Annotated in this window: 14 protein-coding genes and 1 tRNA gene; 12 read left to right on the forward strand and 3 right to left on the reverse strand. The window is 40.1% G+C overall.

Annotated elements, in window-relative coordinates; translation table 11 throughout:
• Positions 1-39: 39 nt before the first annotated feature.
• Both MNY66_RS00940 and MNY66_RS00945 read left to right on the forward strand, forming a co-directional pair.
• On the forward strand, positions 40-1,362 hold the full coding sequence (locus tag MNY66_RS00940) for a YidR family protein (RefSeq protein ID WP_241501256.1): 1,323 nt from the start codon (positions 40-42) through the stop codon (positions 1,360-1,362).
• Between the two features lie 186 nt (positions 1,363-1,548).
• Positions 1,549-1,794 carry a DUF5339 domain-containing protein gene (locus MNY66_RS00945; RefSeq protein WP_241501257.1) on the forward strand — a complete coding sequence of 82 codons (246 nt, stop codon included), beginning with the start codon at positions 1,549-1,551 and terminating at the stop codon, positions 1,792-1,794.
• Positions 1,795-1,892: 98 nt separating this feature from the next.
• Here the strand turns inward: MNY66_RS00945 and MNY66_RS00950 are convergent, their stop codons facing one another.
• The gene (locus MNY66_RS00950) at positions 1,893-2,210 is read right to left on the reverse strand and encodes a YceK/YidQ family lipoprotein (protein WP_047254661.1); all 318 of its coding nucleotides are present in this window, start codon (positions 2,208-2,210) and stop codon (positions 1,893-1,895) included.
• 429 nt (positions 2,211-2,639) lie between these two features.
• On the opposite strand from MNY66_RS00950, the gene MNY66_RS00955 reads away from it, so the two are divergent.
• The gene (locus MNY66_RS00955; RefSeq protein WP_047254662.1) at positions 2,640-4,298 is read left to right on the forward strand and encodes a putative transporter; all 1,659 of its coding nucleotides are present in this window, start codon (positions 2,640-2,642) and stop codon (positions 4,296-4,298) included.
• 314 nt (positions 4,299-4,612) lie between these two features.
• On the opposite strand, the gene MNY66_RS00960 is transcribed toward MNY66_RS00955, so the two are convergent.
• Positions 4,613-5,866 (reverse strand): valine--pyruvate transaminase, encoded by a 1,254-nt coding sequence (locus MNY66_RS00960; protein WP_047254663.1) that lies wholly within the window; start codon positions 5,864-5,866, stop codon positions 4,613-4,615.
• Between the two features lie 276 nt (positions 5,867-6,142).
• Positions 6,143-6,709, reverse strand: coding sequence for a DNA-3-methyladenine glycosylase I (locus tag MNY66_RS00965; protein ID WP_241501258.1), 567 nt, complete (start codon positions 6,707-6,709; stop codon positions 6,143-6,145).
• A gap of 189 nt (positions 6,710-6,898) precedes the next feature.
• Here MNY66_RS00965 and glyQ point away from each other — a divergent pair, with 189 nt between their 5' ends.
• The 9 genes from glyQ (at position 6,899) to dppF (ending at position 18,711) form a co-directional block, all read left to right on the forward strand.
• The gene (gene glyQ, locus MNY66_RS00970) at positions 6,899-7,807 is read left to right on the forward strand and encodes a glycine--tRNA ligase subunit alpha (RefSeq protein WP_047254665.1); all 909 of its coding nucleotides are present in this window, start codon (positions 6,899-6,901) and stop codon (positions 7,805-7,807) included.
• A 9-nt stretch (positions 7,808-7,816) separates the two neighbouring features.
• Complete coding sequence (glyS, locus tag MNY66_RS00975; RefSeq protein WP_047254666.1) at positions 7,817-9,886, forward strand: glycine--tRNA ligase subunit beta; 2,070 nt, start codon at positions 7,817-7,819, stop codon at positions 9,884-9,886.
• 376 nt (positions 9,887-10,262) lie between these two features.
• Positions 10,263-10,339, forward strand: a tRNA-Pro gene (locus tag MNY66_RS00980).
• Between the two features lie 433 nt (positions 10,340-10,772).
• Positions 10,773-12,437 carry a ShlB/FhaC/HecB family hemolysin secretion/activation protein gene (locus tag MNY66_RS00985; protein ID WP_047255355.1) on the forward strand — a complete coding sequence of 555 codons (1,665 nt, stop codon included), beginning with the start codon at positions 10,773-10,775 and terminating at the stop codon, positions 12,435-12,437.
• A gap of 561 nt (positions 12,438-12,998) precedes the next feature.
• Positions 12,999-14,609 (forward strand): dipeptide ABC transporter periplasmic-binding protein DppA, encoded by a 1,611-nt coding sequence (gene dppA / locus MNY66_RS00990; RefSeq protein WP_047255354.1) that lies wholly within the window; start codon positions 12,999-13,001, stop codon positions 14,607-14,609.
• A 168-nt stretch (positions 14,610-14,777) separates the two neighbouring features.
• Positions 14,778-15,797 (forward strand): dipeptide ABC transporter permease DppB, encoded by a 1,020-nt coding sequence (gene dppB, locus MNY66_RS00995; protein WP_047255353.1) that lies wholly within the window; start codon positions 14,778-14,780, stop codon positions 15,795-15,797.
• A gap of 11 nt (positions 15,798-15,808) precedes the next feature.
• Positions 15,809-16,711, forward strand: a complete 903-nt coding sequence (gene dppC / locus MNY66_RS01000; RefSeq protein WP_053907394.1) for a dipeptide ABC transporter permease DppC — start codon at positions 15,809-15,811, stop codon at positions 16,709-16,711.
• A 12-nt stretch (positions 16,712-16,723) separates the two neighbouring features.
• Complete coding sequence (gene dppD, locus MNY66_RS01005) at positions 16,724-17,704, forward strand: dipeptide ABC transporter ATP-binding protein (protein WP_047255351.1); 981 nt, start codon at positions 16,724-16,726, stop codon at positions 17,702-17,704.
• Positions 17,701-18,711: a dipeptide ABC transporter ATP-binding subunit DppF gene (dppF, locus tag MNY66_RS01010; protein WP_047255350.1), complete on the forward strand. Its 1,011-nt coding sequence runs from the start codon at positions 17,701-17,703 to the stop codon at positions 18,709-18,711. The genes dppD and dppF overlap by 4 nt, the downstream gene beginning before the upstream one ends.
• Positions 18,712-18,728: the final 17 nt, after the last annotated feature.

The following is an 18,728-nucleotide window of genomic DNA, read 5'->3' on the forward strand; positions in this document are numbered from 1 at the left end:
GTGATATCAGATGACAGATAACTATAGGCCAAATATAAAATGATATATAAAGAGCGCCAGATTACTTTTGACTTACGTAACCATCAGCTTAGCAATATTAACGTCTGGACACCAGATAGCCAATGGTTGGTTTATGACCTTCGTCCTGATGGAGGGTCATTCACCAGTAAAACGATAGAAAAAATTCATGTGAACACTCGTGAAGTTACGCAAATATATCAAGCAAATTCAGATGCGCACGTAGGGGTGGTGACGGTAAGTCCAAATAATCCCCCCCGTTATGCTTTTATTCACGGTCCTGAAAATCCAGATAAATCTTGGCAGTATGATTTTCATCATCGCCGTGGTGTGTATGTAAAGCAAGATGAATGGGGCTATTGTCACAATATTGATGCGCTGAGTTTAACGCCTCCGTTCGTGGCTGGCGCATTAAGAGGGGGAACGCATGTTCATATTTTTAGCCCTGATGGTCAATGGCTAAGCTTTACTTACAATGATCATATTATGCATGAGCTTAATGAAGCTTGGGATCAACGAAATGTTGCTGTCGCCGTACCCGTAGGTCCTGTGATTATTGATAATCGCAGCCATCCTAGGGAATATGATGGGGAATATTTTTGCTGTCAAATTACGACAACAACCGTTCGTCCTAGCGCGGGTAGCGATGATATTACTCGTGCGTATGAAGAAGGTTGGGTGGGAAAAAAAGGTTATCGACGTAAAGATGGTGGATGGCAACAACGAGCAATCGTGTTTATTGGTGATACGCTTGCTTTGTCACCAGATAATCAAGCAGGAAAAATTGTTCCGGAAATTTTTATTGTTGATTTACCGGACGATCCTCAAAAGATGAAGCAACAGGGTGAATATCCATTACAAGGAACTGAGCAACAGCTTCCTGCTCCTCCTTATGGCGTAAAACAACGGCGACTTACATTTACTCATCATCTAAATAATCCAGGATTAGCATTACAGCCCCGACATTGGTTGCGAACATCGCCCGATGGCAGCCAAATTGCGTGTTTACGTCAAGATGATCATAATGTGGTGCAGTTATGGCTAGTCTCAACTTGTGACGGGGAATTACGGCAGGTGACTCATGGCGATTCAGGGGTTCAATCTGCGTTTAGTTGGGATAATACAGGCGAGTATATTACGTTTATTTATCAAAATAGTGTAGCGCTGTGCCAAGTTAGTTCTGGTAAAATAACAAAAATTACAACTAGTTCGATACCAGCACCTTGTGCTGAGGCGGTAGTATTCTCTCCAGATAATAGTCAAATTGCGTTTATGCGCGATCTCGATGGATATCGGCAGATTTTTACGGTGGATACCAATTTATCGGCTCATTTATTTTTGTGATGTATCGAATAAATTTTTTGTAGATTAAAATTATATTAATAAATAATATCAGCATATCCTTATTAAGAGGGATAACGCAGATTATTTCTCTTAATTTGAGTAATAACTTATCTATATTTGCTTGATCATGAGTAAACAATAATGAAGAATCACTTTTTGACATCAATTTTTTTTATGATGCTTATAATGTCGTCAGCTTATTCAGAGACTTTACCGCAATCATGTAATGAATACTTTTCTCAGGTCGATGTTTTTTTTACCACAATAGAGAATGATCCTAATATTCAGCATGACATGATTGAGATACGGTCTAATTTTATTGAGAATAAAAAACAAATATTAGCGATGCAACCTGCCCAGCAAGAACAAGCGTGTATGGAAGGACTGGTGAATTTAAAAGAGCTGAAGAGGTTACTGCCAAAAGAAAAGTAACCTATATCGTAATCGTAAAGCTATACTACGACAACATACTACCAAATAACCGCCAAAAAACAATCACATTATGATTATAGTGATTTGATTTTACAGGCTTATTTGTTTATATCATTTTGTTGTTTTTCAAGAGACTCGATTCGTTTTTTGGGGGAGTCTTTTTGTGGGTCATTATCTGATCTCATATAATCATAAGGAAGCAATAGGGTATCCATTAGCGCTGAAAATGGTAGGTCAATTGCTAATAATGGCTTCATTACCCAGCCTGTATTTTCATCTTTTATCATTTCAATATTATTTTTAGCTCCAGAATAATAGCCTTGTGGTGGACCTGCATGGCTCATAATACTTGAACAGCCGCTAAGTATTAATGGGCTGACACATAAAATAATTTTGTTGATTAGTGATAAATTCATTTTATTCTTGTTTAAACCTGTATCAGTTGCTTAAAAAGATGAAATTTTAATATTTCTAACTAATTACATTCAGGATCAATATAAATCATTGCGACTTTAGTCTAATTATATTCTTCAATAGATCTATTTTACTATAGATAACGTTTTGCTTATAGAGAGAGCAAGCCACAAGATAGTCCTATCGACTGATCATAGATTATATTCTATTAAGTTGTCTGTTTATTTTGTTAACAAATTTAACTGATTTAATCGAAGATTTTAGTTATTTGTTATGGAGAATGAGCTCTATTTTATATTTAAACTCTAGATGCTCTGAACTGTGGTGTATTACACATATTACTTTGTTTTTATTTGGCACAATCGATTCAGTTAGTAGATTTAGGTTATTTATTTTTGTTAGCTAGGTTCGTCAAAAAAGGAACGCGGTCTATGAGTGAGTTAGCTCTTACTGTTAGTATGTTGGCGTTAGCTGCTGCATTAGGTTTATGGATAGGTAATTGGAAAGTCCGTAATGTTGGCTTAGGTATTGGTGGCGTTTTATTTGGCGGGATTATCGTCGGACATTTTGCCCAAATGTATGGCCTACAGCTTAATAGTCACATGCTGCATTTTATCCAAGAATTTGGTTTGATACTGTTTGTCTATACTATCGGTATTCAAGTAGGTCCTGGTTTTTTCTCTTCACTTCGGGTTTCTGGCTTAAAATTAAATGGTTTTGCTATTTTAATTATTTTATTGGGCGCAATTGTTACCGCCATAATATATAAGTTAGCCGATATTCCCCTGCCTATATTATTAGGTATCTTTTCAGGAGCGGTCACTAATACGCCATCTTTAGGTGCTGGCCAGCAGATTTTGACTGATCTAGGGTCTGATCCTGTTTTAATCGGGCAAATGGGGATGGGCTATGCAATGGCTTATCCGATGGGTATTTGTGGTATTTTGCTTGTTATGTGGCTGATCCGTCTACTGTTGAAAATTAAAGTTGATAAGGAAGCTAATAATTTTGATAAGCAGAATTTTCAGCAACGAGAAACATTGCAGACCATGAATATTGCCATCAGAAATCCGAATCTTGATGGTTTAATGATGCAAGATATACCGTTATTAAGTAGCGAGGAAATTGTCTGTTCACGATTAAAACGAAATGACATGTTAGTCGTTCCTCAGCCAACGACACTTATTCAGCTCGGTGATTTACTGCATGTGGTGGGTCAGAAAGACGATCTTAATAAAGTACGTTTAGTTCTCGGTGAAGAAGTCGAAGTATCGTTATCAACCTCAGGAACGGTGCTCCAATCGGTTAGAGTGGTAGTGACCAATGATTCTGTATTAAGTAAGCGTTTACGGGAATTGAATCTTAAACAGAAATACGATGTGGTAGTAACTCGCTTGAACCGTGCTGGGATTGAACTCGTGGCTAATAACAATTCAATTTTACAGTTTGGTGATATTTTAAATATCGTAGGGCGCCCAGAATCGATAGAGGCGGTGACCGCGTTACTTGGTAATGCTAAACAAAAACTCCACCAAGTACAGATGCTACCTGTTTTCATTGGTATCGGTTTAGGTGTGGTATTAGGTTCTATTCCGTTATTTATTCCTGGATTTCCTGCGGCGCTAAAATTAGGGCTAGCCGGTGGGCCGCTGGTGGTTGCATTAATTTTAGGACGTATCGGGACTATCGGGAAACTCTATTGGTTTATGCCGCCCAGTGCTAATTTGGCCCTAAGAGAATTAGGGATAGTGATGTTCTTAGCGGTAGTGGGATTAAATTCAGGTGGTGAGTTTATCGATACTTTATTTAAAGGCGATGGGCTTACATGGATAGGATATGGAATTTTAATTACGTTCCTTCCGCTGTTTATTGTCGGCTTAATCGCACGCATTTTCGGTAAGATGAATTACTTGAGCTTATGTGGTGTACTCGCTGGTTCAATGACTGATCCACCGGCATTAGCATTTGCTAATAATATTCATCCAACTAGTGGTGCTCCGGCATTATCTTATGCAACGGTATACCCTTTGGCTATGTTCTTACGCATTATCTCGCCACAATTACTGGCTATTTTGTTTTGGGCGATGTAGATAATTAGCTAAATAAAAATCTCTTGGCTAATTTTAGTCGGGAGATTTTTGACTTTATGCATCCGAGAATGATTATTATTGATGGGCGGTAAATAGGAATGAATAAGAGCCTATTCGGCAGATTGATATGGAATATTTTTGTTTTAATACTCTGGTGAAAAATCGTTGGTGATAAATATCATCGGCCCTATTGTTCTACCGTGCAGTCATATTATTAACTCTATCCTCGTTAATTTTCACCCCTTCAGCCTCAATGCTTAAGGGGTATTTTTTTATTTTATGATGATTTAAATTGTATCGATTATTATTTTGATTCAATCAGCATTTTTAAAGGCTAATTCAATTTCTTCAGCCAGAATTACGATGCCTTTTTCAATAATTTCAGGCTCCGGTGCATAATTCATACGCATACATTGGTGAGCATGCGGCCAATCTTGTTCAATACCCGGAAAGAAAAAATGGCCTGGAACCATCAGCACACCACGTTGTTTGAGTCGGCGATATAGCTCCTCGCTGCTAATTGGTAAGTCTTTAAACCATAACCATAAGAAAATGGCACCTTCAGGTTTGTGGATCAAACATTTATCTTCTGGCAAATAGCGACGAATAATATCGATCACTTGTTCTACACGTTGTTTATAGAATGGACCAATAACATTTTTGGATAATGACATTAAATCATTACGTCGCAGCATTTCGAGGGCTAATGCAGGGCCGACACCTCCAGGTGCAAGGCTGATAATGCCATTCATATTACTGACTGCTTCTATAATTTCTTCATTGGCGATGATGATACCGCAACGAGTACCTGGTAATCCGAGTTTAGATAAGCTCATGCACAGAATGACATTTTCATTCCAGAAAGGGGTTGCTTCAGTAAAGATAATTCCGGGGAATGGGATGCCATAAGCATTATCAATTAATAATGGAATATTATGCTGTTTTGCCAATTTATCCAGATGATGGACTTCTTCATCGGTAATTACATTACCCGTTGGATTGGTTGGCCGAGAGACACAAATAACACCAATATCATCAGTTACTTGTAGAGTATTAAAATCAACATGATATTTGAATTGACCGTCGGGTAACAGTTCAATTTGAGGTTTATTGGCTACAAATAGATCATCATCTAAGCCAGCATCGGCATAGCCGACATATTCTGGTGCCAGAGGAAATAGTACTTTGCGTTTAATTCCGTCATCAAAACGTCCAGCCAATAAATTGAATAGATAGAAAAAAGCACTTTGGCTGCCATTTGATAAGGCAATATTTTTAGCGCTGATATTCCAACCCAGCTGCGCCTTCAGGGTTTCGGCCAGCGCTTGCAGCATGGTATCTTTCCCTTGAGGCCCATCATAATTGCACAGTGTGTCTGTAAGCAGCCCATTTTGGCTCATCTCAGTCAGTAATGATTGAAAATAGTTATCCATTTCAGGAATATGTGCCGGGTTTCCGCCGCCAAGCATAATGGCCCCTGGAGTTCGAAGGCCTTCATTCAAGTCTTTCATTAATAATGAGATCCCTGAATGTTTAGCGAATTTGTTACCAAATTTAGAAAATATCATCTTGTTGATTCACATATAGTAAATAATTTATTAAATATTAATTATCCCAACATACTCCGCAAAAATTCAGAGTTCAACAGATAAACTTGGTATTGGTCAAATTTATTATCTGATAATTACCTCATTTATGGGGTTATAGTTTGCTTTTTGTTGTTATATTGGATTTTATCTCTGAGTGTGGATGTAGCGGCTAATAATAAATACTAATTTTACTGGGTGCTGCTTTATATTGATTTATTACATTGCTGAGCGGTTGATATTTCACATGTCTTTATTCTATTTTGCCGGACAGTTAATTAAATGGTCGTTTACCATACCTGTGGCTTGCATAAATGCGTAGCAGGTGGTGGTACCAATAAATTTAAAGCCGCGTTTTTTTAATGCATCAGCTAAAGCATCCGACTGAGGCGTCGAGGCAGGAACTGCGCTGAGTTCAGTCCAATGGTTATTGATAGGTTGATGGTTAACGAATTGCCAAATGAAAGTACTAAAATCTTCGCCTTGTTCACGCATACGCAGATAGGCTTGTGCATTAGATATAATCGCGGCTATTTTTCCACGATGGCGGATTATCCGCGGATCTTGTATTAAATTCTCAATATGCTGAGAATTCATAGCGGCTATTTTTTCAGGATCAAATTGGAAAAATAGTTCACGATAGTTTTCACGTTTTTTTAGTACAATATACCAAGAAAGCCCCGCTTGCTGCCCTTCAAGGCAGATCAGCTCAAACAGTTTCTGGTTATCATAAATTGCTTTTCCCCATTCATGATCGTGATAGCTCAAATAAAGAGGATCATCATTTACCCAATCACAGCGATGAGGCGTATTATCTATTTTCATTTTAACAGCCTGACTCTATATGTTGAAATTTTGTACTTACTTATACTGTATATAAAAACAGTTTAGAAGCAAATTAGTGAATTTTTTTATTATCATTACAAATAGACTGGGATTCGATGCTGTATATCTGGCGTTCAAAGGGTATACTTATCTACTTTAATAAATTCATGTATCGCGTGCGGACTTAACATGCAAAAGTTTGATACCAAAACCTTCCAGGGTCTGATCCTGACACTTCAGGATTACTGGGCGCGCCAAGGCTGTACCATTGTTCAACCATTGGATATGGAAGTCGGCGCAGGAACATCTCATCCAATGACATGCTTGAGAGCATTGGGACCAGAGCCTATAGCTGCGGCTTACGTTCAGCCATCACGTCGTCCGACGGATGGTCGTTATGGTGAAAACCCTAACCGTCTCCAGCATTACTATCAATTTCAGGTGATCATTAAGCCTTCGCCTGACAATATTCAAGAGCTGTATCTCGGTTCATTAAAAGAACTTGGTCTTGATCCAACCGTTCATGATATTCGCTTCGTCGAAGATAACTGGGAAAACCCAACATTGGGTGCTTGGGGTCTCGGTTGGGAAGTCTGGCTTAACGGCATGGAAGTCACTCAATTTACCTATTTCCAACAAGTGGGTGGTTTAGAGTGTAAACCGGTTACTGGCGAGATAACTTATGGCTTAGAACGTCTGGCAATGTATATTCAAGGCGTAGACAGCGTGTATGACTTAGTGTGGTGCGATGGCCCATTAGGCAAAACCACTTATGGTGATATTTATCATCAAAACGAAGTTGAGCAGTCTACCTATAACTTTGAATATGCAAATGTTGATTTCTTGTTCACTTGTTTTGAAGAGTACGAGAAAGAAGCGCAGTATTTACTGTCTCTGGAATCCCCACTGCCATTACCCGCTTATGAACGTATTTTAAAAGCTGCTCATACGTTTAACTTGCTAGATGCGCGTAAAGCAATCTCAGTGACTGAGCGCCAACGTTATATTTTGCGTATCCGTACCCTAACTAAAGCGGTTGCTGAAGCTTATTATGCATCCCGTGAAGCGTTAGGATTCCCTATGTGTCACAAGAACTAAGAGGCTGTTATGACTCAACAGACTTTCCTGGTGGAAATCGGCACCGAAGAGTTACCGCCGAAGGCTCTTCGTTCTCTTGCTGAATCATTTGCGGCGAACTTAACAGCTGAATTGGATAACGCTAACGTTGATCATGGCAAAGTAACGTGGTTTGCTGCGCCGCGTCGCTTAGCGATTAAAGTTGCCGATATGGCGCCATCTCAACCTGATTTAGTGGTTGAAAAACGCGGTCCTGCAATTTCTCAAGCATTTGATGCCGAGGGTAACCCGACCAAAGCTGCGGAAGGTTGGGCGCGAGGCTGCGGGATTACTGTAGATCAAGCTGAGCGTTTGACCACTGATAAAGGCGAATGGTTATTATACCGCGCGCAAGTAAAAGGCCAGCCAGTAACGCAGTTATTAATTGATATGGTTAGCCGTTCATTAGCGAAATTACCTATTCCTAAGCTAATGCGTTGGGGCGATAAAGAAACCCATTTTGTGCGTCCAGTTCATACGGTTACGTTGTTGTTAGGCAGCGATATCGTTGAGGGTGAAGTACTGGGTATTAAGAGTGATCGTGTGATCCGTGGGCATCGTTTCATGGGTGAAGCTGAATTTGCGCTTGAAAATGCTGATCAATATCCAGATATTTTACTGGAGCGTGGTAAAGTCGTTGCTGATTATGAGCAACGTAAAGCCACCATTAAAGCAGGGGCTGAAAAAGCGGCTCAAGAATTAGGCGGCGTGGCTGATTTAACTGAAAGCTTACTTGAAGAAGTCACTTCTTTAGTCGAATGGCCTGTTGTTTTGACGGCAAAATTTGAAGAAAAATTCCTTGAAGTGCCTTCAGAAGCATTAGTTTATACCATGAAAGGTGATCAGAAATATTTCCCAGTCTATGATAAAGAGGGCAAATTACTGCCGAATTTTATCTTTGTGACTAATATTGAATCTTCTGATCCGCAGCAAATTATTTCGGGTAATGAGAAGGTGGTAAGACCGCGTTTAGCTGATGCCGAATTCTTCTTTAAAACTGACCGTAAACAACGCCTTGAAGATAATTTACCTCGTTTAGAAACCGTACTATTCCAGAAACAACTGGGCACATTACGTGATAAAACTGAGCGTTTAGAAGCTTTATCCGGTTGGATTGCAGGAAAAATTGGTGCTGATGTTAACCATGCAACACGCGCAGGTTTACTGGCTAAATGTGACTTAATGACCAATATGGTATTCGAATTTACCGATACCCAAGGTGTTATGGGCATGCATTATGCTCGTCACGATGGTGAAGCTGAAGATGTCGCGTTGGCGCTTAAAGAGCAATATCAGCCGCGTTTCTCGGGCGATTCTCTGCCATCAACTGATGTTTCTGCTGCGTTAGCGTTAGCTGAAAAAATGGATACTCTGGCTGGGATCTTTGGTATTGGCCAATTCCCTAAAGGCGATAAAGACCCATTTGCTTTACGCCGCGCTGCATTAGGTGTGTTACGCATCATTGTGGAAAAAGGCTATCAGCTCGATTTAGTAGAAATGACACAAGAAGCCGCGCGTTTGTACGGTGATAAACTGACTAACCAGAATGTAGTTCAGGATGTTGTGGAATTTATGCTGGGACGTTTCCGTGCATGGTATCAAGAACTGGGTTATAGCATTGATACTATTCAAGCTGTTTTAGCGCGTCGTCCAACGCAGCCAGCTGACTTTGATGCTCGAGTGAAGGCGGTGACTTATTTCCGCACACTGGAAGAAGCAACAGCTTTGGCAGCAGCGAATAAACGTGTCTCTAATATTCTGAGTAAATCAGCAGAAAAACTGGATGGCAGTGTACAAGCTGCTGTTCTCAAAGCGCCAGAAGAAGTTAAATTAGCGACTCATTTGGTTGTTCTGCAAGAGAAATTAGCACCAATGTTCGCGGCCGGGCAATATAAAGAAGCGTTAGTCGAACTTGCCTCATTACGCGAAGTGGTTGACGGCTTCTTTGATAATGTAATGGTTATGGATGAAGATCATGCGGTGCGTATTAATCGCCTGACACTTTTAAACCAATTACGTGAGCTATTCTTAAAAGTAGCTGATATATCTGTTTTGCAGTAAATTGAACAGTATAGAGTAGCATTACGCGACTCTAGAGGATTGTGCTGGTATTACTGTGGCTAGTTATTGGGTTGATTATCGTATTATGTAATTAATATGATTAAAATTAACCGAATAGCTAGCTATTTTTTTGTGACGATAAAATGGCTATAAATATAGCTATCAATACGGTTATCAATATAGTTATGAATATAGCTATGAAACTAATAAATAAAAATATAAGCACTTTCGCGCGTAATTTTTGGGCCTAAATACTAGATATCTCGCTGACTTGGCTTATTCCATACTAAGTTGATGGTTTTATCAGCAATCAAACAGTTAGCGCTAAAAAGCAGTTGACGATAGATAATATCCGCAGTATTATGCACACCGATTTCGGCGAGTAGCGCAGCTTGGTAGCGCAACTGGTTTGGGACCAGTGGGTCGGAGGTTCGAATCCTCTCTCGCCGACCAAATTCCTAACCCCACCTGTTTCAGGTGGGGTTTTTTGTTTCCATGTTTTTAATTCTGAATTTTTTGATTTTCTATTTCTAATTCTCTATTTCTAATTCTCTATTTTTAATTTTGGTTTCATTATCTTTAGTTTTATCTATTTTTTCTCTATTTTATATTTATCTAACATATATTTTAACAAACTAATAGCTCTAAGCTAATACGTCTAAGCTAATATCTATAACTTATGTTATTAATATTATTTAATTGATATTAATTTCTTGTACGATTCTTTTATTGTAGATACATTAATTATTTTTCATAGGACGAAAAGTTTTAGGATAGGATATAATAAAAAAGGTTTATTTAAATAGATGCTGGTATTAAATTATTATGTGAATTAATCGCAATATTTGAATTAAGGAATAATTCAAGTAATTATTAAGGAAGATAAATGAAGCTAAAAACAGTAATATTTATTTTATTATTTATAACATACGCTAATGCCGAGGAATTGTTAAATAATGAAGTATTATATGAGCAAATAAAGGATTCTGAGCATATTATCGATCAACCTCGAGCCCAGTTGTTTGAGTTAGGCAAACAGAATCATTCTCCTATTCAGTTACCATATGAGTCATCATGTTTAACTATTCATCAGATTCATTTTAGCGGTAAAAAGCAATTTCCTTTACTGACTGAAAAAAAATTACAGCAATGGTCAGATATACTAATTGGTAAATGTTTGGGTAATGAAGGAATTGATATTTATCTCTCTTATATTGAACAACAATTATCTACTATAGGCTATGTGACATCTCAGGTATTGATCCCACAACAAAATTTATTATTTGGAATTTTAACCATCCAATTAGTACCTGGAATTATTTCCAAAATTATTTATTACGATACACAACAAGAACATTATTCATTAGATAATGCTTTTGTTTATGATAAAAAGAGTCCATTAAATTTACGGGTTTTGGAGCAGGGATTAGATAATTTACAGAATGCACCATTAACTGAGCCGACTATTCATGTTAATCAAGATCCAGATGCAGCTCAAAGTAGTATTATTGTTATTCAAAGGCATAAGCAACGTGGCCTATATGGACGAATTACCTTCGATGGTAGAAAATTACCCGGCAAGGCCGATTATTTAATAAATAATATTCTACTATTAAGTAACCCTCTATTATTAAATGATTCTCTATATTTATCTTTAGGTCGAGATGCGGATAATGATCACTCCAAAGGGCTAAAAAATGCTTATTTTTCTTATTCGATACCTTATAAATATGGGCTCTTTACAGCTATGGGGTCTTATCAGGATACCTATAATGATGCTGGTTTGACTTTTTCTGATGGCCGCTCAGTGCGTTATGCGCAGCGAAGTAAATATATTAGTATCGAAAGTAGTTATTTATTACATCGTGATTTTAATACTAAAACATCTTTGGTGATTGGGACTCAATTACATACGTTAAATACTTTTTTAGCTGGGATCCGCTTGGATAATACAGAAAAGCGATTGGCCAGTTATGCAGTTGTTGGTTTAAATCATCAGTGGTTTTTACCTCGAGGGCAGGCTGATTTTTCTGTACGCTATAAACAAGCCACAGCCTGGTTTGGTGCTGAGTTAATTCATGATTTAGAATTAAAGAAAGCTCAAATTTATCAATTTAGTGCAGATATCTCTCAATATTTATTCTTATTCTCTCAGCCATTTTTATATCATTCTGCGGTTGAAATTCAATTAGCTCATTCTTTATTAGACGGAAAGCTCGATAAGACGTCGCTAGCGGGTAGAAACGGATTAAAAGGTTTTACTTACGCAACCACTCGCTCAGGTTCACAGGCATTAGAAATCAAGCAACAATTGAGCTGGCTAGCGCCTTTCCCTAAAGGACAATTATATTGGGGGATTGATTACGGTGCGGTCTCAGAGGATAAAGGATATTTCTGGCGTGATAATCGCTTATTAGGTACTGAAATTGGTGTAAAAGGACAATTTAAGGCGATTAATTATCAAGCTTTTATTGGTGCACCTCTATGGAAACCGGCGCAGACACGAGCTGATCCCCTAATAACGGGTTTTATTATAGGTATCAGTTATTAATTTATAGGGCGAAATATCCCGGCTTAGTATCGATTAACTAAAATTGTTTAGACTGGAATATATTTTGAATGGATAATATCGTGGCGTTATTACCTATTATCTGTTCAATTTCTCATAGTGGTTTATATTGTTTTATTTAATGGGAAGTTAGTCTAATAAACAGTTTTAAAAGAATTTTACTTTCATCTGACCAGAATAATATTCGGCATTATTCCCAATCCTCCCCGACATTCGTTCAATAACTGACCGCTTAATCACAAATATAAAAATAAATCAGGCAGTGATAACTTTTTAGATATGGCTAATTTTGCAGTTTTATTGACTATACTATTAATTAGCAGGCTATATTTTACACTGAATTTGTAATGAAAATGTTTCACTTATGTTTTTTAAAACCACATAAGTAAAATGGAATAGGTGTTGACGTTAGTGGTTACAGTTGTTTTATTGTCCAAAGGATAACAGTAAATAAATTTAATAAATCCGAATTTTCTGGTGATATGACCGGAAAAATTTAGCGACATAACAATCAAAATTGCAAACATATACAGGAGCAAGTCGATGAAACGCTCTATGAAAAAGACAGGGGCATTAACCGTTGGTTTAACATTGGCGGCGTTAGCGGTATCTGCCTCTGTGCAGGCCAAAACATTGGTGTATTGTTCTGAAGGTTCCCCCGAAGGTTTTAATCCTCAATTATTTACTTCGGGCACTACCTATGATGCGAGTTCAGTGCCGCTGTATAATCGGTTAGTTGAATTCAAACAGGGTACTACTGAAATCGAACCGGGTCTGGCGGAAAGCTGGGATGTCAGCGCAGATGGCAAAGTTTATACTTTTCATTTACGCAAAGGTGTGAAATGGCATGCAAATAAAGCATTTAAGCCTACGCGTGAGTTTAATGCCGATGATGTCGTGTATTCATTTATGCGCCAGAAAGATCCTAATCATCCATATCACCAAGTATCTGGTGGAAGCTATGAGTATTTTAGTGGCATGGATATGGATAATATGATCGAGAAAATTGAAAAGGTTGATAATAATACCGTCCGTTTCACACTTTCTCGTCCTGAAGCCCCATTCTTGGCGGATATGGCAATGGATTTCGCCTCTATTCTGTCAGCGGAATATGCCGATAAAATGTTGGCGGCGGGTAAACCCGAGCAGGTTGACTTGAGCCCTATCGGAACTGGGCCTTTCCAGTTACAGCAATATCAAAAAGATTCTCGTATTCTGTTTAAAGCTAATAAAGATTACTGGGGAACGGTGCCAAAAATTGATCGACTGGTATTCTCTATTACTCCAGATGCCTCGGTACGTTACGCCAAATTACAAAAAAATGAATGCCAGATTATGCCGTATCCTAATCCGGCTGATTTAGCGCGTATGAAAGAAGACAAGAATATTGTTCTGCTTGAACAACCGGGCTTAAACGTCGGTTATCTCTCATTTAACGTCGAAAAGAAACCGCTAGATAATCAAAAAGTGCGTCAGGCACTGACGATGGCGGTTAATAAAGATGCGATTATTGATGCGGTATATCAAGGCGCAGGGCAAAAAGCCAAAAACCTGATCCCACCTACGATGTGGGGCTATAACGATACGCTTGTGGATTATCAATACGATCCAGAAAAAGCTAAACAGCTTTTAAAAGAAGCTGGATTCGCGGACGGTTTTACTATTGATTTATGGGCGATGCCTGTTCAGCGTCCGTATAACCCAAATGCTCGGCGCATGGCAGAAATGATCCAAGCCGACTGGGCTAAAGTTGGTGTTAAATCAAAAGTCGTGACTTACGAATGGGGTGAGTACTTGAAACGCGCGAAAGATGGCGAACATCAGACCGTGATGATGGGATGGACAGGGGATAATGGCGACCCGGATAACTTCTTTGCTACCTTATTTAGCTGCGCTGCTAAGGCTCAGGGCTCCAACTACTCAAAATGGTGCTACAAAGGTTTTGAAGATAAAATTCAGCCTGCACGTATCACCGCAAATCATGATGAGCGAGTTAGCTTCTATCAACAAGCACAGGCTGTTATGCATGAGCAAGCACCAGCATTGATTATTGCACATTCAACCGTGTTTGAACCGATCCGAAAAGAAGTGAAAGGCTACGTTGTTGATCCATTAGGCAAACATCACTTCGACCAAGTAGATATTGAAGAATAACCTTTTTTATTCTGTTATCGCCATTCTCTGTTAAGTCTTGCAGAGGGTGGCTTCATGGACTTCATGAAGCAGTGTATAGAGTCGTTATCTATGAGCCTAGAAGATATATTTTCTTCTGATTCAAACAGTCCTAGAGCTGTTAGTCGTATTTAAAAGGAAATTCGGGATATGTTGCAATTTATCCTCCGACGGCTGGGGCTGGTGATCCCCACGTTCATTGGTATCACACTCCTCACTTTTGCGTTTATTCATATGATCCCCGGCGATCCGGTGATGATAATGGCAGGGGAACGCGGAATATCACCGGAAAGACACGCTCAGTTGATGGCTCAATTAGGGCTTGATCAACCATATTGGCAACAATATCTGCATTACATTAATGGGATTTTACACGGTGATTTAGGCATTTCACTCAACAGTAGGATTTCTGTATGGGACGAATTCCTTCCTCGCTTTAAAGCCACGTTAGAGCTAGGTATTTGTGCCATGATCTTCGCTATCTCGGTCGGCATACCGGTTGGAGTATTGGCAGCGGTAAAACGAGGTTCTATTTTTGATCATACTGCGGTCAGTATTGCATTGACAGGCTACTCCATGCCGATTTTCTGGTGGGGGATTATGCTGATAATGTTGGTTTCCGTGCATTGGAATTTAACGCCAGTGTCAGGGCGAGTAGGCGATTCCTTATTTTTAGACGACACATATCCCCTGACGGGTTTTATGCTGATTGATACTTTGCTTTGGGGAGAGCCGGGCGATTTTATCGACGCGGTTGAGCATATCATTCTGCCCGCAATTGTTTTGGGCACCATTCCATTGGCAGTGATTGTCCGTATGACACGCTCTTCGATGCTAGAAGTGCTTGGTGAAGATTACATTCGTACTGCCAGAGCCAAAGGCGTCAGTAGAATGCGAGTAATATTAATTCATGCTCTACGCAATGCCATGCTTCCAGTAATAACCATTATCGGTTTACAGGTTGGAACATTATTGGGCGGCGCTATTTTGACGGAGACTATATTCTCATGGCCGGGCCTTGGCCGTTGGTTAATTGAAGGTTTACAGCGTCGTGACTACCCGGTAGTTCAAGGCGGCGTACTGTTAATCGCTACATTAATTATTGTCGTTAATCTGTTGGTTGATGTGCTCTATGGCATTGTTAACCCTCGTATTCGTCATAAAAAATAAGGAGCCTAAAGATGTCTCAATCTACTGAGCCTACGATTAGCAGTGCTCCTAAACCGATGAGCCCATTACACGAGTTTTGGCACTATTTTAAGCGCAACAAAGGGGCTGTAATTGGAATGGCATATATCATTCTGATGATTTTGATAGCCATTCTTGCTGGTGTATTAGCCCCTCATGCTCCTGACGAACAATTTCGCCAATATCTACTGACACCGCCAGTGTGGGAGCAAGGCGGTAGTTGGCAGTTTATTTTAGGCACCGATGATATTGGTCGAGATTTATTATCACGATTAATGTATGGCGCTCGACTCTCTTTATTTGTCGGCTGTTTAGTAGTGATATTATCGTTATTTTTTGGGGTTATTTTAGGATTAATAGCCGGATATTTTGGCGGCCTAGTTGATATGGCAATTATGCGTATTGTCGATATCATGCTGGCATTACCGAGCTTATTACTGGCGCTCGTTCTGGTAGCAATTTTTGGCCCTTCGATTGTCAATGCCTCTTTGGCATTAACTTGTGTAGCGGTACCCCACTATGTGCGATTGACCCGCGCGGCTGTCTTAGTCGAAGTTAACCGAGACTACGTGATTGCTTCCCGTGTTGCAGGGGCGGGATCGGCGCGTCAAATGTTTATCAATATCTTGCCTAACTGTTTGGCGCCATTAATTGTACAAGCCTCATTAGGCTTCTCTAATGCTATTTTGGATATGGCGGCTTTGGGCTTTTTAGGAATGGGCGCACAGCCACCGACCCCCGAATGGGGAACCATGCTATCAGATGTGTTGCAGTACGCACAAAGTGCGTGGTGGGTGGTTACATTCCCGGGGCTAGCTATCCTGTTTACGGTATTAGCATTTAACCTGATGGGTGACGGTCTGCGCGATGCGTTTGATCCGAAACTTAAGCAGTAACGAGGTAATCAAATGGCATTGTTAAATATAGATAAGTTATCGGTGCACTTCGGAGATGAAGGAGCGCCATTCCGCGCCGTTGATCGTATTAGCTATCAGGTTGAGAAAGGTCAAGTTGTTGGTATTGTGGGTGAATCAGGATCCGGTAAATCCGTAAGCTCATTGGCGATTATGGGATTAATTGATTATCCCGGAAAAGTGACTGCCGAGCATTTAGAGTTCAACGGTCGTGATTTATTGAAAATGTCGGAAAAAGAACGGCGTAATATTGTCGGCGCTGATGTAGCGATGATATTTCAAGATCCGATGACGAGTCTGAACCCTTGCTTTACCGTCGGATACCAGATAATGGAAGCTTTAAAAGTGCATTATGGTGGCAGTCGTAGCACTCGCAAGCAGCGCGCGATTGACTTATTAACCATGGTAGGAATTCCTGATCCTGCATCCCGCTTAGATGTTTATCCACATCAATTATCTGGTGGGATGAGTCAGCGAGTGATGATTGCAATGGCGATAGCTTGTCGACCTAAATTATTAATCGCTGATGAGCCGACGACAGCGCTCGATGTAACTATTCAGGCGCAGATTATTGAGCTACTGCTTGAACTGCAACAACAAGAAAATATGGCGCTGGTACTGATCACTCATGATTTGGCGTTAGTTGCTGAAGCGGCTCATCACATTATTGTAATGTATGCCGGACAGGTGGTTGAATCTGCACTGGCGAAAGATATTTTCAAAACACCTCGCCACCCTTATACACAAGCATTATTGCGCGCACTGCCCGAATTTGCGACAGATAAAGCGCGTTTGGCGTCATTACCCGGTGTTGTTCCCGGCAAATACGACCGCCCGGTGGGCTGCTTACTGAATCCGCGCTGCCCGTATGTTAGCGAGAAATGTAAACAGGAAGAGCCGGAACTACGTACGTTTGGGGAAAGGCAGGTTAAATGCCATATGCCGTTGGACGATTCAGGGAGACCGACAGTATGAGCCAGCAACAAAAACAGCATCAGCCGTTGCTAAAAGCAACGGATTTGACCAAGTATTACAGTGTAAAAGGTGGAATTTTTTCGGCAGAGAAAACCGTAAAGGCACTGGATGGTATCTCTTTTGAGCTGGAAAAAGGCAAAACATTAGCGGTTGTCGGTGAATCAGGTTGTGGCAAATCTACCTTGGGTCGCTTATTGACTATGATTGAGGTACCGACAGCGGGCGAGCTGTACTATCAAGGACAAGATTTATTAGTTAAAGATAAAAGCGCAGAAAAACTACGTCGTCAAAAAATTCAAATTGTTTTTCAAAATCCCTATGGGTCATTGAATCCTCGCAAGAAAGTAGGGCAAATTTTAGAAGAGCCGTTGTTAATTAATAGCTCACTGACTGCGGCTGAACGGAAAGAAAAAGTATTGGCGATGATGGCAAAAGTGGGATTAAAAACTGAGCACTATAGCCGTTATCCGCATATGTTTTCTGGGGGACAACGGCAGCGTATCGCGATTGCTCGTGGATTAATGTTAGATCCCGATGTGGTGATTGCGGATGAACCGGTTTCGGCACTCGATGTTTCGGTTAGAGCTCAAGTTCTGAATTTAATGATGGATTTACAGCAGGAATTTGGCTTGTCTTATGTCTTTATCTCACATGATCTTTCCGTCGTTGAGCATATAGCCGATGAAGTGATGGTGATGTATTTAGGTCGCTGTGTTGAAAAAGGTAGCCGTGAGGCAATTTTTAATCATCCTCGCCATCCTTATACTCAAGCCTTACTTTCTGCTACACCGCGTTTAGATCCCGCCTCAAGACGTGAGCGAATTAAGTTAACGGGGGAGTTACCTAGCCCAATGAATCCGCCCCCGGGATGTGCTTTTGCCGCGCGTTGTCGTCGTGCCTTCGGTGCCTGTACCCAGTTTCAGCCTACATTGAAAGATTACAATCATCAGTTAGTCGCTTGTTTAGCCGTCGATCAGGATGAAGAAGGCTCGCTCTTAGTCAGTTAGTACATATAAGTGACAGA

Source organism: Moellerella wisconsensis, from assembly GCF_022592395.1.
GTDB classification, from domain to species: Bacteria; Pseudomonadota; Gammaproteobacteria; order Enterobacterales; family Enterobacteriaceae; genus Moellerella; species Moellerella wisconsensis.